At 74.4% G+C, this 15,127-nt stretch carries 9 protein-coding genes and 1 pseudogene; 2 read left to right on the top strand and 8 right to left on the bottom strand.

Annotation, left to right across the window (positions count from 1 at the left end; genetic code table 11):
- The first annotated feature begins 88 nt into the window (after positions 1 to 88).
- Entirely contained in the window at positions 89 to 655 is a 567-nt protein-coding gene (locus ABZ621_RS17460; protein ID WP_360605286.1) for a DNA-binding protein, read from the top strand.
- 108 nt (positions 656 to 763) lie between these two features.
- Here ABZ621_RS17460 and ABZ621_RS17455 read toward each other — a convergent pair whose 3' ends face one another.
- A complete protein-coding gene (locus tag ABZ621_RS17455) occupies positions 764 to 2,764 on the bottom strand; it encodes a galactose oxidase-like domain-containing protein (RefSeq protein WP_360605284.1) in 2,001 nt (666 codons plus the stop codon).
- Positions 2,765 to 3,093: 329 nt separating this feature from the next.
- Here ABZ621_RS17455 and ABZ621_RS17450 point away from each other — a divergent pair, with 329 nt between their 5' ends.
- Positions 3,094 to 5,361, top strand: a complete 2,268-nt coding sequence (locus ABZ621_RS17450) for a Dyp-type peroxidase (RefSeq protein ID WP_360605282.1) — start codon at positions 3,094 to 3,096, stop codon at positions 5,359 to 5,361.
- Positions 5,362 to 5,420: 59 nt separating this feature from the next.
- Here the strand turns inward: ABZ621_RS17450 and ABZ621_RS17445 are convergent, their stop codons facing one another.
- The 7 genes and pseudogenes from ABZ621_RS17445 to ABZ621_RS17415 form a co-directional block, all read right to left on the bottom strand.
- Entirely contained in the window at positions 5,421 to 5,573 is a 153-nt protein-coding gene (locus ABZ621_RS17445) for a Trm112 family protein (protein WP_360605612.1), read from the bottom strand.
- A gap of 154 nt (positions 5,574 to 5,727) precedes the next feature.
- Positions 5,728 to 6,621, bottom strand: a pseudogene (locus tag ABZ621_RS17440) (hypothetical protein); the annotation flags it as partial.
- A gap of 4 nt (positions 6,622 to 6,625) precedes the next feature.
- Positions 6,626 to 7,378, bottom strand: a complete 753-nt coding sequence (locus ABZ621_RS17435; protein ID WP_360605610.1) for a class I SAM-dependent methyltransferase — start codon at positions 7,376 to 7,378, stop codon at positions 6,626 to 6,628.
- An 83-nt stretch (positions 7,379 to 7,461) separates the two neighbouring features.
- On the bottom strand, positions 7,462 to 8,766 hold the full coding sequence (locus tag ABZ621_RS17430; protein WP_360605280.1) for a condensation protein: 1,305 nt from the start codon (positions 8,764 to 8,766) through the stop codon (positions 7,462 to 7,464).
- Positions 8,766 to 12,968: an alpha-(1->3)-arabinofuranosyltransferase family protein gene (locus ABZ621_RS17425; protein ID WP_360605278.1), complete on the bottom strand. Its 4,203-nt coding sequence runs from the start codon at positions 12,966 to 12,968 to the stop codon at positions 8,766 to 8,768. The genes ABZ621_RS17430 and ABZ621_RS17425 overlap by 1 nt, the downstream gene beginning before the upstream one ends.
- The gene (locus tag ABZ621_RS17420; RefSeq protein ID WP_360605276.1) at positions 12,965 to 13,705 is read right to left on the bottom strand and encodes a class I SAM-dependent methyltransferase; all 741 of its coding nucleotides are present in this window, start codon (positions 13,703 to 13,705) and stop codon (positions 12,965 to 12,967) included. The genes ABZ621_RS17425 and ABZ621_RS17420 overlap by 4 nt, the downstream gene beginning before the upstream one ends.
- On the bottom strand, positions 13,702 to 14,910 hold the full coding sequence (locus ABZ621_RS17415; RefSeq protein WP_360605274.1) for a glycosyltransferase family 4 protein: 1,209 nt from the start codon (positions 14,908 to 14,910) through the stop codon (positions 13,702 to 13,704). The genes ABZ621_RS17420 and ABZ621_RS17415 overlap by 4 nt, the downstream gene beginning before the upstream one ends.
- Between the last annotated feature and the right edge of the window lie 217 nt (positions 14,911 to 15,127).

The following is a 15,127-nucleotide window of genomic DNA, read 5'->3' as shown; positions in this document are numbered from 1 at the left end:
CAATCAGCTAGAGGTGTCCTTCGCCCGAGAGATTGACACATGAAAACTCCCTTTGACAAGTGTCAATCCCTGCTCCTAGCGTGTCGGGATGGACCAGACCACGACAGCACGCAATCTGGAACTCCAGCGTCAGTGGTACGGCGCCCCTCTCGGGGAGCTCTGCCGGGACCTGTGCGCCCTGTTCGGAGTGACCCAGTCCGGTCTCGCCGAGGTCCTCGGGATCTCGCCCGCCATGCTCAGCCTCGTGATGCGCGGCCAGCGCGCCCGCATCGCCAACCCCGACGCCGCGGCCCGGCTCTCCGCCGCGCTCCACCTCGCCCACGAGGTCCGCGCCGGCTCCGTACCCCCCGACGCCGTGGCGGGGCGGCTCGCGGAGGTGCGGTCCAGCCGTACCCCCGGACAGGACTCCCTCGGCGCCGCCGTCGTGTCGGCGGCCCCGCCCGCCGAGACGGCCACCGGGCCGGGTCCGGAAGCCGACCTCCGGTTCGTCCGGAGGCTGCGCGAACTCCTCACCGCGGCCTCGGGCGCGGTCGACCTCCTGGACGCCGCCGACCTGGTCGCGGCCCGCCACCCCGGACTCGCCGAGATCCTGCGCACGTGCGGAGCGGGCCGTACGGACGACGCGGTGGCCCTGGTGCGCCGGCTGACGGGCTGACGGGCCGGCGGTACGCCGATCGATCCGTCGCACCGGAGCCCTCGGCGGCACGCGCAGGGCCCCCAGCACCGGGGACGAGGCTGGGGGCCCGAATCGCGGGGGTGGAGGTCAGTCCCCGGACGCCTTGGTCTTGGCGGTGGCGGCAGCGGAAGCCGCGGCCTTGGCGGTGGCCGCCGTCGGCGGCTTGAGCTGGACCCAGCCGGCCTTGCTCGGGGCGCCCTCCTCGTTCAGGAGGAAGAGCATGTAGTGGCCGGGCGGGGCGGCGGCCGCGTTCGGCGGGGCCTGGAGCTCCAGGAAGTTGCCGCCGCGGCTCTTGATGCGCAGTTCGAGGTGGCGCTGGCTGGTGTTGACCGAGTGCGTCGCGGTGGTCGGGGCGAGCAGCACGGCGCGGGTGACGTCGCCCGGCGTACTGGTGCTCACCGTGATCTTCTCGTTGTAGCCGACGGTGGGGTTGAAGACCAGACCGAGCTGGGGGCGGCTGCCCTGGTGGAGGTAGGCCGGCTCGTAGATCTCGATGCTTCCGTTGTTGTTGTCGGTGATGTCGGGGTCGTTGGCGAGCTGCTGGAGCTCGTCGCCGGTGATCATGACGCGGCCGTCCGGGAGGACCACGGCGTTGGAGTGGTAACCGCGCGGGAGCCGCTGCACGGGGCCGAGCTTCCAGTCGCCGTTCTCGTCGCGCAGTTCGACCTGGCGGTACTTGAGGTCGGCGTTGGGGTTGTACGGTCCGTTGCCGTAGTCGCGGATGTCGAAGGCGCCGTTGACGGTGAGCAGGTTGCCGTTGGGCAGGAGGAGGGTGTCGTCCTGGGTGCGGCCGAAGGCGCGGGGCTTCTCGGTGTTCCACTTGCCGCCGGCCAGGCGGTAGGTGTGGGGGTCGTTGCGGTCGCCGCCCAGGACCAGGACCGAGTCGGGGCCCCGGAAGCCGGCCGGGAGGGGGACCGCGGAGCCGTAGTTGCGCCGCCATTCCCCGCCGTCGGGGCCGGGCATGTTCTTGTTGACGTCCGGACGGTTCGGCAGGTCGGACCTGGTGTCGGTGGCGGTGTCGAAGGTCCACTGCTGGTCCACGGAGCGGCCGAGACCGTAGATCTTGCCGTCCCGCAGGGAGAACAGGTGGGGGTAGTCCCACTTGAACGGGGCCTCGGTCTTGAGCTTGTCCACCGGCCAGCCATTCGGCTTGACCGACTTGTCGAAGGGCACGGCCTGGTTCGCGGCGGGGAAGCGCTCGACCACCGGGGTGGGGGTGCCCCAGCCGAGCTCCGACTGCCCGGACATGATGACCTGACGCCCGTCCGCGCCGGTGACGACGCTGGGGTACCACCGGCCGACGGACATGTCCTTGTTCAGGTACCACTCCTCCGCCCAGGGGTCGAAGACCAGCGACAGCTTGGCGCCGGAGCCGCCGTTGCCGCCGAGGTTGCCGCCGAAGACCCCGAGCATGCCGTTGGGCAGGAAGGAGTGGCCGGCGCAGAAGAACGGGGCGGGGCGGGGCTCGTTCTTGCCGTCGGGCATGTTGACGACCGGCGGCTTCTTCTCGGTGAACGCGTCGGCGCCGGTCCCCTTGGCGGGGTCCCAGATCCAGGCGCGGCCGGCGTTCGGCTTGCCGATCGTGTCGGTGGGGGCCGGTTCCTTCTGCGGGTTGACCTCGATCCGCTCGAAGGAGAACAGCAGGACCTTGCCGGTGGGCAGCAGCGCGATGTGGGCCGCGAAGTCCGGGGACTGGAAGTACTCGCGGAAGCGGCCGAACTCCGAGGCGTCGAAGGAGGCGTTGGCCTTCTCCTGCGAGGCGGTCAGGGCGCCGAGCCGCGCCGTCCGGGTCGTCTGCGGGTACTCGCCCACGTCGGCCATCGCCTTGCGGGTGCGGGCGTGATCCTCGGCGTGCTCCTCGCCGAGCGTCGCGGCCTCGGCCGGGTCGACGGCCACGGGGGCCTTCGCCGCACGGGAGGCGGGGGCGTACGGGAACGCGTCGCCGTGGTCCGCCTCTCCGTGACCGGCGTGGGCGACGGGTCCGGCCGACATCACGGCCATGGAGGCGGCCATGGCGGTGGCCACGCAGAGGGAGATCGCCGTGGCCAGTCCGCGGCGGGCGGACGGCGGTGGGTTTCCGGGGGGCATGGGGCTCCTTGTCGGGTGGGGACGGCGCGGCGGTTCCGGCGACGGGGACTCGTCGGGGAACGCCGGTGACAGGACTGCCGCGTGTTCACGGACAGTGACGCGACTCAGTGTTCCGGCGCGTCGACGGGCTGTCGCCCTGGCCGACGCAGGTGGGTGATCCGAGCGCCGAAAGCGCCCCGATGCGCCCCGTGCGCCCCCTGACCAGCCCGTTTGTCGGCGGTGAACGAGTGAAGGGTGCGATCGGCGTCCCCTCGGCCTCCAGGGGTCGCATACGTTGCAGATCACTCTGCGCAACGACGGCGTGGAGGTGTCGATCTTCTGGAGGGACCATGGCGGACGATCTCAGGCTGCGCGAGAGCGACGACATCCAGGGCGATGTGCTCGCCGGATTCAAGAAGGACCAGATGACCCTGCTCTTCCTCAAATTCGAGGATCCGGCGAGGGCGCGCGCCTGGGTCAAGGCGCTGGAACCGCAGATCTCCACGACGCGGCAGGTGGCGACCTTCAACGCCGCGTTCAGCATGGCGCGGAAGGCGTCGGCGGGCGACGATCCGAAGGCGCTGCGGGCCACGTGGATGAACGTGAGCTTCACCTACGAGGGGCTGCGCGAGCTGACCGGGAAGGACCCGCTGCCGTCCGTCGCGGCCGGCAGCGGCCTGGAGGCCTTCAAGCAGGGCTCGGACAAGCGGGCCCTGGGCGACACCGGCGACAGCTCGCCCGAGATGTGGCTCTTCGGCAACGGCAAGGGAGAGTCCGTCCACGCCGTCCTCACCGTCGCCTCCGACACGCTCCAGGACCTCCAGACGGCGGTCCGGCAGCAGCGCGAGGCCTGCGCCGGGGCGAAGATCGTGATCGTCTTCCAGCAGGACGCCGCCACCCTCCCCGGCACCCGCAGGGGCAAGGAGCACTTCGGCTTCAAGGACGGCGTCAGCGAGCCCGGCGTGATCGGCTTCGACGAACCGGACCCGGTCAAGCCCGAGTACGTCAAGGGCCACCACGGTACCCGGCTGATCCCGCCCGGCGAATTCGTCGTCGGTCTCGACCGGGTCGACGGCGAGCCGCGCGAGACCCCCGAGTGGACCGACAACGGCACCTTCCAGGTGGTGCGCCGGCTCGGCCAGGACGTCCCGGGCTTCTGGTCGCAGGTGGCCGGGCAGTTGAAGGTGCTCAAGAACGCGAAGGTGGTGCCGCCCGAGGCCACGTCCGAATGGCTGGCCGCCCGCCTCGTCGGCCGGTGGCGCTCTGGCACCCCCGTCGCCACCTGCCCCAACGCCGACCGCCCCTCCAACGCGCTGGCCGGCGAGGACAACGACTTCGGCTACCGCGACGACCCCGAGGGCTTCCGCACCCCGCTCTTCTCGCACCTGCGCAAGACCAACCCCCGCGACGGCCTCCAGGAACGGCCGGGGGACCGGCCGTTCGACGAGAACCCGGTCATGGACCGCCGTCGGATCATCCGCCGCGGCGCCCCCTACGGCGCGCCCTTCGACCCCGCCTCGGAGGGGCCCGGCGGACCCGACGAGAAGCGCGGCCTGCTCTTCGTCTGCTACCAGTCGGACCTCGTCCAGCAGTTCGAGTTCATCCAGAAGGCATGGATCGACAGCCCGAACTTCCCGCCGAACCGGACCGAGAAGCCGGGGCCCGACGGAATGGTCGGCGCCGCCGGCACGCTCAGCTTCGAGACGCCGGGGAAGACCACAAAGTTGACGCTCAGTCAATTCGTGGTCACCGAAGGGTCCGTGTACGCCTTCGTGCCGTCCCTTCGACTGCTACGGCTCCTGGGCGACGGCCGGCTCACCGACAAGCCGCCCGCCGTCGTCCGCACGACCGACGCCTTCCTGCCCATCCCCGACCTCCAGCGGGCCGGCGGCAAGAGCTGGTACTGGGCGTACGGGACGGGCGGCGACGGCACCCCCGTCTGCCGGACCCTCTCCATCGCCGACGGCGACGACCACACGGACGTCCGGGAACGCCCGGATCGGCCCCTGACCACCTGGCCCTGCTACGCCGGGGTGACGAAGGTCGACGCGATCCTGCCCGTCCCGGACGAGCAGCGGGTCGACGGCCGCAGCCGCTTCTGGCTGTTCCACACGGTCGAGGGCCGGCAGGTCTACCGGCTGATCTCGATCGCCGACGGCGCCGAGAGCGGGCTCCCGCCCGAGCAGGCCGCCCGGATCGACCGCGCGGACCGCTCCCTCTCCGCGTGGGTCTCGCTCAACGGCGTGGAGCAGGTCGACGCCTTCCTGCCGGTCCCCGACATGCAGCGGACCGGCGGCAAGAGCTACTACTGGGTGTTCCACACCCTGATGGGCGCCCAGGTCTACCGCCTCATCTCGGTCGCCGACGGCCGGGGACACCAGGACGCCGTCGAGCGCGGCGACCGCGGGCTGGACCTGTGGCGCTCGCTGACCGGGATCACCCGGGTCGACGAGTTCCTGGCCGTCCCCGACATGCAGCGGATCAACGGCCTGAGCCTCTTCTGGGTCTTCCACCAGGACAAGTACCGGATCATCGTGATCCGCGACGGCCGCGGCCACGAGGACCAGATCACGGTCGAGGACCGCCCCCTGACCATGTGGACGTCCCTGACCGGCTGACGGACCGACGGGCCGACCGGTCCCCACCGCCACGGCCGGCGGCGGTGGGTACCGGTCGGTCAGGAATCCCGTTGCCCGGACGACGGCAGGAGCTGGGGGATGCCGTCCACGATCGGGTAGCGGAGCCGCAGCCGGGGGTTATGGAGCGCGTCCCGGTCGGCCGTCAGCGTGAGCGGGCCCTTGTCGAGAGGGCAGGCCAGGATACGGAGCAGCGTGGCGTCGAACGCCGGGGGAGGGGTGGACGGAGCGGGAGGAGTGGACGGAGGAGGAGGCGTGGGCGTCGTGGGAGAGAGGGGAGACATGGGGGTCCTCGCTGTCGGGTGAGTGACGGCGCCGCCCTCGGCGGCGCCGGTCGGGCGACGGGGGAGCCGGCGCCGGGTCGGGCGGCGGGTCGTGGCGGGGCAGCAGGAGCAGGACGGCCAGGGCCAGGGCCGTGCCCGCGGTGCGCAGGCACAGCAGGAGCGGATCGTCCGGTAGCCGTTCGCCGAAGGCCAGCGTCCCCACCACGGCGGTGTACAGGCACGTCACCGTGGTGCACACGGGCACGATCAAGGTGGCACGGCAACGCTGGAGCGCCGTCTGGGACATGACGAGCCCGGCGCCGGCGGTGAACAGGAGCAGGTACGGGTACGGCGAACCGAGCAGCGCCTTCGCCGCCTCGGGCACGCCCGCGGCGGCGAGCCGCCCCGAGACGCCCTTGATGGCGAGCGAACTGACGCCGTACAGGAGGCCGACGGCGACGCCGTACCCGATGCCGTTCGTCGGCACGCGGTGGCGGCGGCGCGCCCGCCGCTCCACCTGGCCGTACAGGGCCACGCCGGCCGCGAGCGTCGGCACGGACACCAGGAGCGCCACGGACCAGGGCGCGTCCCCGCTCGCGACCTCGTCGTCCTCGCGGACCGACGCCACGACCATCAGCAGGGCCACCAGCACCACGCCGACCGCCTGGCGCTCGCGGCCCGAGGGACGCTCGCCCAGCACCGAGGACGACAGCAGGAGCAGCAGCACGAGCCCGGAGACGAAGATTCCCTGGGCCGCGGCGATCGGCAGCGCCCGGTACACGAACAGCTGGGCGGCGAACCCGGCGGCGAGCGCCAGCGCGCCCGCCGTCCACAGAGGGCTGGTGAGCAGCGCGGCGACGGCGCGCACCGGCCGCCCCGCCGAGAGGGCGGGCAGCGCCCCGAGCGCCCGCTTCTCCAGGACGAAGCCGACGCTGTACAGCACGTTGGCCGTCAGCGCCGCCGCCACTCCCCACCACACGGCGTCACCTCCGCCGGGCGTGCGCCAGCAGGATGGACGCCGCGGACGGCACCGCGCACGCCGCCCGGTCGACCAGGCGCAGCCCGCGCGGGACGCCGTGGAACGGCGCACCGGAGATCCGGACGTCCTCGAACCCGGCCGACCTCAGGAACGAGCGGAGCGCCCCCGCCGTGAACAGCCTCAGGTGACCGACCACTTCGGTGCCGGGCCGCCCGTGGATGCCGCGCAGACTCACCTCCGAGAACACCGGCTGCCGGCCGGCCAGCAGGAACGCCCGGTTGTACCAGGCGGCGAGGTTGGGGGTGGAGAGCATCAGATGGCCGCCCGGGCGCAGCACGCGCCGCAGCTCGTCGAGGGCGCCGTCCGGGTCGACCAGGTGCTCGACGACCTCGCTGAACAGCACCGCGTCCGCGCAGCCGTCGGCGAACGGCAGCCTCCCGTCGTCCAGTTCGCCCCGGACGACGGCGCTCATCCGCGGCCGGGCACGGCGCAGCGCGTCCTGCGACCAGTCCACGCCGACGATCCGGTGCCCGGCGAGGACCGGGCCCGCCGTCGCCGCCGCGGTGCCGTCGCCGCAGCCGACGTCGAGCACCAGCGCCCCGGGCCGGGCGAGCGCCCGGGCCAGGAGCCGCGCCTGACGCAGGCTGCGGGCGTCGCCGGACGCGACGGGCACGGCCGGGTTCTCGTAGAAGTCGCGCAGCCCGGCCGAGGGGGCGGAGCCGGGGGCGTCAGCGTGGGCCCGCGTGCCCTGTCCCACCCCGCCGTCGGCCGTGGCGGTGTCCACCGGGGCCGTCGCCGCCCTCGCACCGCCGGTCGTCGCGGCCTCGCCCCGGTCCGGGTTCACAGTGCCTCCGCATCGGTCGCCGCCAGCCGGTCGGCGAAGGTCTCGGTGATCCGGCGGCCGTCCTCGTCCCCCAGGAGGGTCCGGGACCACCGCACCACCAGGTGCAGCCGGCCGCCCGTCGAGGCGGTCGTGAAGGTCAGGCCGCGTGGCATGGCGGCCGGCGCCGACACCCACACGGCGGAGGCCCGGCCCGCGTCGCCGAAGTCCATCGGATAGGGGATCCTGCCGAGGTTGCTGAGCAGCGTGGTGGAGATCCACGGGGTCCCCAGCCGGCGTGCGCCCCGGGCCAGGACCGCGCGGGCGGCGACCGGAAGGACCGGGGAGGTGAGCAGTTCGGCGGTACGCCCCAGGGGCGGCCGGTCCAGGGCCTTGAGCGCGCGGGTGCGTCCGGCCGTGGCCCGGAGCAGGGCGCCGACGTCGGTGCCCGGCCGGACCTCCGCCGGGTCGTAGGCGACCTCGACGAGCCGGGTGCCGTTGCCGATCGGCATCTCGGGCCCCCGGCCTCGGTCGTCGACGGGCATGGTGAGGCGCAGGGGGCGTTCGGGCGCCCCCTGGCGGCGGTTCCAGTCGGCGACGGTCAGTGCCGTGGCGACCATCAGCTGGTCGTTCACGGTGTGCGCGGCGCCGGACGGGCGGCGTGGCACCGGCAGTTCGGTGACCAGCAGGGAGTTGCCGGGAGCCGGGCCGGGGCTTCCGGCCGCGACACGGGCGACCGCGGCCCCCCGGCCCCCGGGCCGGGGCGGCGCTCCGGCCGGGGGACGGGTCGGCGGGGCGGCCGGCGGGGAGGTCCGGCCGCCGTAGAGCTCGGCGGCCGTCGCGACGATCCGCAGACCGGCGGGCCCGTCGAGTGCCGTGTGGTGCAGCGCGAGCAGCAGCACGCAGCCCTCCGCGTCCGGTTCCTCGACGACCTCCAGACGCAGCGGCGGAGGGTCCGCCAGCGACGGGGGCTCGGCGAGGGCCCGGAGCCGGGCCCGGGCGAGCGCGCCGGGCTCGCACGGCGGGAAGACCACCACGTCCGGGCGGGCCCGGTCGGTCAGCTCCCACTCGTAGCGCCGGGCGAACGGCCCACGCCGCCGCTCCCGCATCAGCACCCGGGGGTGCAGGGAAAGCGCCTGGTCGAACGCCGCGCACAGCCGGTCCCGCGCCACGCGGCCCGGCAGATGCAGCTCGATGTGCACCGTGTTCGGCTCGCGGGCGTCGGCGCAGTGCCGGGCGATCTCGTCCGCGACGGTGAACGGCACCCGTGGGAGCGGCTCCGGTACGGGCGGGCCCGCGGCGCGCGTCCGCCGGTCGGTGGCCATCAGTCCTTCTCCTCTCCGGGACGGGCCCCCGGTCCGTACGACCCGGGGCGTGGACCGGCCGACCCGGCGCGGTGGGCGCCGGTCCCGGAGTCGTACCCCCGGCGTACCGTCACGAGCGCGGCGAACAGGGCGGTCAGCGCGAGGAGTTGGGCCGTCGCCCCGTACGCTCCCTCGTCCAGGACGGCCGCGCCACCGGTCAGGGCGGCCACCCCCGCGCCCGTCATCGCCGCGAAGGCGAGCGGCGCGAGCAGGGCCGGACGGAGCCAGGCGACCACCGCGAGCACGGGGACGAGCGCCGCCACCGGTCCCGCGATCACCACCCCGACGAGGGTCAGGACCACGGTGCCGAGCAGCAGCCCGGGCGCGGGCGGCTCGGGCGCGGCGCCGAGAGCACCCTCGGTTCCGCTCCCGCGCCTGGTCCCGCCGCCGGGGCCGTCGCCGCCGGCCGTCCGGCGCCGGGCGCGGAACAGCGCGAGCCCGGCGAGCACCAGCAGCGACACCGCGGCGACGGTCAGACCGGCGGAGTACAGGCGGGACGGCTCGTACACCAGCGTCACGGTCCCGCCCGCGCCGGCCGGGACCAGCCACGCCTGCTGCCAGCCGTCGACGCGCAGGGGGTCGAGCTCCCGTCCGCCGAGCACGGCCGTCCAGCCCGCGTTGTGGTTCTCGTGGAGCTGGAGGTACGAGGCCTCGCCCGCGCCGACCCGCACCGTGCGCCGGTCGCCGCCGCCCGAGACGGCCTCCACCTCGCGCGGCGCGGGCGCGGCGGCCCGAGGCGTACCGCTCGTCAGGTCCACGCGGGTGACCGCGAGGGGGCCGGTGTCCCCGGCCTCGACGGTGTGGGTGCTGCGGGCGAGCGAGATCCCGCCGCCGTCGGTGCAGAGGGAGACGGCGATCGGACGCCGCTCGGTGAGGTCCCGGATCCGGCCCTCGGCGCGCGTCTCCAGGAACCGGCCGTCGACGGAGACGACCGGGCCCTTCCCGCAGGGCAGGGTGAACCGCCGTGCGGGGTCGGGCTGCGGCGCCCGGTACTTCTCCAGGGCCGGGATGTGCAGCTCGCTCAGCCCCACCGGCAGCTGCAGCTGCCGGTCCGCGACCGGATGGTGCAGGGTCAGCGGCGCGGCCCTGGAGATGGTGATGTCCATCCGGTCGGTGGTGATGGCGGCGAACCGCGCCACCCCGTTGTCGTCCACGGACGCGATGGCGGCGCCGTCCGGCGAGCTGATCCGCAGCTGCTCGGGGCGGGTCGCGAGGCCGCCGGACGCGGCGAGCACGATCTCGCCGACCGCGGTCTTCTCCGGCCAGGACAGCCGGAGCACGGGCCGGTCGCCGGCCACCCACGCCGTGGTCAGGTCACCGTCGGTGAGGTTGCGCGGGCTCAGGTTCGTGCCGAGCCGCGCGGTCGAGTCCGCGCTCACGACGATCTGCTCCCGCCGCCCGGTGAGCGCGAACAGCAGGTCGTCGAGTTCCTTGCCCGGTACGGGCAGGGCGGTGGCCCGCACGGTGTAGTCGCCGGACCTGGCGGCGGTGAACTGCCGGTGCAGCCCCACCTCGGCGGGCACGGCGGACAGGCCGCCGGGGTCGCTGCCGCGGTTCAGCGTGTACGTCACCGGCCCGTCGACGTCCGGCGGCGCGTCGGCCGGCAGCCGCAGCATCCGGGTCACCTGCACGCCCGGCACCGAGACCTCGGCGAAACCGGCGCCGGTGAGCCCGGGACGGCCCTGCTGGGCGTCGAGGATCGTCAGCTTCAGCCAGGTCGCCTCGCCCTGCGGCGCGGCGACGCGCTGGGTGCCGCCGTCGGGCCTCAGCGGGACGACCGCGCTGCCGCGATCGGTCTCGACCTTCACCAGCGTGGGCGCGGCACGCACCTCGCCGCTGGGCAGCGGGGTCAGGTCCAGCGTCGCGGGGATCGTGACCGGGGTGTCGAAGGCGATCCGCAGCCATTCGCCCCGGGGCGCCCCGGGGGAACCCTCGGCCCAGGCGGTGTCCGGGTTTCCGTCGAAGGCGTTGACGGGGTCGTACTGGGGCAGGTGGAAGAGCCAGTTGCCGATCGAGGACGCGGTCACGGACCGCGCGCCGCGCAGGACGGCGGTGGTCTGGCGGGCGGCGTCGGACGTGGGCAGGATCTGGCGCGGCTCCGCGCCCGGGTCCTGCTCCGCTTCGGGAGCGTTGCGCTCTTCGGCGGTGTAGGTGTGGGACGTTCCGGCGTTCACGAGACCGAACCGGGTGTCCGCCCGGCGCAGCCCGTCGCCGGCCGCGTACAGCGACGGCGCGTCCACCCCCGGGTGGGCGTCACCGGCCAGGACCGTCGGCCGGCCGGTCACGGCGCCCGACGCCGACAGGGGAAGCAGCGACTCGGGCCCGCCGCTGACCACGGCCGTGTCCGCCGCCGGCGACATCCGCACCGGTCCCGGACGCGGGGTGCCGGCCGGCGGAGCGTATATCTCGACCGCACGCTGACGCGGGTACAGCCCCTCGACCTGCAACGGCGTGCCGTCCGGGATGCGGCCGTCGGTCAGCAGCGGACCGAAGCCGGTCACCCGGCGATAGCCGGACGCCTCCAGGCTCCGCTTCACCGTCGCCGTGGGCACGTGCCCGACCTGGTCCGGGTCGAGGTCGTTGCGGACGACCACGTGGTAGAGCCCCGCCCGCGCGAGGTACGCCGCGAGGCCGGGGACCTCGCCGCCGGACGCCAGCGCCTGCTCCACGGCGTCCAGGACGCGCCGGTTGCCGGGCGTGCCGAAGGGCACGTAGTCGCGCTGCGCCCAGGGGGACCGGGCCAGCACGTCCAGGGGCTGGTCGATCGGCGACCCCCAGGTGTAGATGCCGTGGGCGGTCGCCGGCACGACGAGGGCACGGTCCTCGGGGGCGTGCTCCGCCAGCCAGTCCGCGGTCGCCTCCCAGTGCGAGGGAAGCTTCCGGAACGCGCCGGGCTGGAGGATCGTGCCGTTGAGGTACGGCCAGGCCAGCCCCGGCAGGACGAGCACGGCGGCCACGGCGGGCGCCAGACGCCTGACCCGGACCGGCACGGCCCGGGGGAGCGCCACGGCGAGCAGGTGTGCCACCCCGAGGGCCAGCGCGAGCGCCACCCCGGTCTGGAACTTGTAGATGTTCCGGAACGGCACCAGCGGCCCGTCCAGCCACTCCCGCACCGTCGCGTGGAAGGGGCCGCCGAGAGCGCCCCCGTACCCGGCCAGCGTGATCAGCGCGGTGACGGAGACGGTCAGCACCAGCCATCGCCGCTCCGGCACGTCCCGGCGGGCGATCCCCGCCAGGCCGAGGGCCGCGGCCAGCGCCGAACCGGCCACCACGACGGCCGAGGTGGCGACCGTCCAGCCGGCGGGCAGCCACGCCTCGCCGAAGTGGAGGTAGCCCACCCAGTTCCCCGCGCCGCGCAGCACCTCGGTCGCCGACATGGTCGCCGTCGTCGTACGGGAGGTCTCCACGTACGGCATGAAGTTCTCGCCGTACGCCCCGAGGAGCAGCAGCGGCACGATCCACCAGGCCGTCGCCAGGATCACGCCCGGCGTCCACCAGGCGATCAGCGCCCGCTTGCGGGGACCGGCCGGCCGGGACAGCAGATACAGGCCCACGGGCAGCAGCGAGGCCAGCGTGGAGGCGGCGTTCACCCCGCCCATCAGCGGGATGAGCAGCGCCGAGCGGGCCGCGGCGAGCCGCGGGCTCGTGCCCGGGTGCGTCAGCGGCAGCAGCACCCACGGCAGCAGCGCGCCGGGCAGCGCGGCGGCCGAGGTGGAGCCGACGATGATCGTGTACGTCGGCCACAGCGCGTAGACGGCCGCGCCGGCCGCACGCGACGCCGACGACCCGACGCCGAACCGTTCCGCCAGCCGCAGGGCGCCCCAGAACGCGGTCGTGACCACGACCGACAGCCAGAGCCGCTCGGCCAGCCAGACCGGCAGCCGCACGAGGTCGGCCGCCGCGTGGAACGGCAGCATCGGGATCACGTAGCCGATGTACTGGTCGGCGATCCCCCCGAATCCGGCCCGGTCGTGCCACAACTGACCCAGGTCCGCGAGGAACTTCCACGGATCGGTGACGACGCCCAGCTTCGTGTCGAACGTCATCCGGCCGGGCGAGACCGCCAGGAAGGCCGCGAACACCGCGGCCCAGAAACCGAACAGCCACCGCCGGGACGCACGCCCGGGCGGGGCCGGTGGGCGGACAGGAACGAGGCTGGTCATGGGCACCGCCGAAGGAGAAGGAGAAGGTTCCAGGTCGCGAACTCGCGGACCACCGGAATCCGGGTGACGACCCCGGGCAGCACCGGCCAGTAGCGCGAGCGCGCGGAGAGGATCTCGACGTCGTCCCGCCCCCGGACATGACGCAGGGTGGGGCCGACGCCGATCGCGAACAGGTTCTCGCCGAGCCGGTGCTTGGCCGCCCGGCCGGTACGCCGCTCGTAGCGGGCCCGCGCCCGCTCGGCGCCCAGGTAGTGCCAGGGCGCCCACTCGTGACCGCCCCACGGCGAGAGCCAGTTGGTGAACGAGACGTAGATCAGGCCGCCGGGCCGGGTCACCCGCACCAGCTCGCTGAGGAAGGTGGCGGGGTCCCGCACGTGCTCCAGGACGTTGGACGAGAAACAGACGTCCGCGACGCCGTCGGCGAGCGGGAGGAGATAGCCGTCCGCGACGACGGCCGTCCGCGCGGACCCCGCCACCCGTTCGAACCCGGCCGGCGCGAGCTCGGCCGGATCGGGTTCGAAGAGGTAGCCGTGCGCGCCCCGGCGGCGGAACTCCCGGGTGAAGTAGCCGCTCCCGCCGCCGACGTCCACGACGACCCGGCCCTTCAGCGGCACCAGCCGCTCGACCTGGTCGGCCGCGTCCCGCGCGAGCAGCTCGTACGCCGCCCGGGGGTCGTCCTGCTCGCGGAGGAAGGCCCGGAACAGCGCCAGGGAACGGCCGAAGGACGGATCTCTCATCGGCGCGCGCCTTCCGCGCGCCCGCCCCGGCCCGGAGGCGGCCCGGCCGTCTCGACGGCCTCCGACGCGATGGCGCGGAACCGTCGTACGGTACGGCTCCACCGGAACTCCGCGGCGAGCCGAGCCGCGGCCTCGCCCATCGCCTCGCGTCGGCCGGTGTCCAGGGCCAGGGCGCACCACGCGGCCGCGAACGACGACTCCCCCCGGGCGAGGACGCCCGTGACGCCGTCGCGTACGGAGTCCCGGAGACCGGGCACGTCGAACCCGAGCGTCGGCGTGCCGCGGGCACCCGCCTCGGTGACGACGAGGCCCCAGCCCTCGACGGCCGCGGGGTGCAGCAGGAGCCACGCCTCGCACAGCAGACGGTGCTTCTCCTCCTCGGACACGTGGCCGGTGAACTCGACGCCGTCGCCCGCGAGCCGCCGCAGCCGCTCGCGTTCGGGGCCGTCGCCGACGACGACCAGCCGGCCGCCGGTCACCGGTCGGACGCGTTCCCACAGGCGCAGCAGCAGGTCGACGCGCTTGTAGTCGACCAGCCGCCCGAGGGCGAGGAACACCGGCTCCGGCGACCGTGCCGTGCGCGGCGCCGGATCGTGAACGCCGTTGTGCACCACACGGATCCGCTCCGGGGGCACTCCGATGCCGTGCAGCGCCGCCTCCGTCGAGGGGGAGACCGCGACCAGGAGGTTGCCCCGGTGGGCCCGGGCGAGCGCCCACTGTTCGAGCAGCCGGCCGGTGCGGGCCATCGGCCGGGGGAACCGCATCCCCCACAGGTCCGTGTGGACGTGGTTGACGAGGCACACCGTAGGACCGCGGTGCCACAGAGGCGACAGGTACGGCATGCCGTTGCACACCTCGACGAGCAGGTCGCACGACCCGATGTGCCGCCGAAAGGCGGAGCGCGCGGTGACGAAGTGCCCGAACGGGCCTCCGGCCGACACGACGCGGTACGGGCGCGGCGCCGCCGTCCCGCCGCACAGCAGCGTGACGTCGTGGCCGAACTCGGTCAGCCCGGTGGCGATCTGGTCGATGAGGAGTTCCGAGCCGCCCGCGGCGGGGTTCCCGACGCCACGGTGGGCGAGGAAGACGACACGCCGCGGTGGTTCGCTCCGGCGGGCGCGGCTCTGGACGCGTCCCGTCAGGGCTTGGGGGAGCGGGGGCGGCGGGGCGGGAGTGAGCTGCGGGGGTGGGACGTGCTGGGGCATGCGTGCTCCAACTCGTGCGGGCGCGGGGAAGCGGCGGGGAGAGAGAAGGGCGGGGAACCGACGGGAAGGGAGTCGGTGCGGCCCGGCGAGGCCGGAAGGGGACGGAACGGAACCGGCGGACCGGCCAGGGAAGGCCGGCTCCGACGGGCGGGGACGGGGACGGGGACGGGGACGGGGACGGTGAGACGGGGACGGTGGAACGGGCAGGCAGGGAGGC

This window comes from Streptomyces sp. NPDC007863 (assembly GCF_040633895.1).
GTDB lineage: Bacteria > Actinomycetota > Actinomycetes > Streptomycetales > Streptomycetaceae > Streptomyces.
Note: the sequence above shows the minus strand (reverse complement) of the source record. Positions and strands in the feature narration are given on the sequence as shown.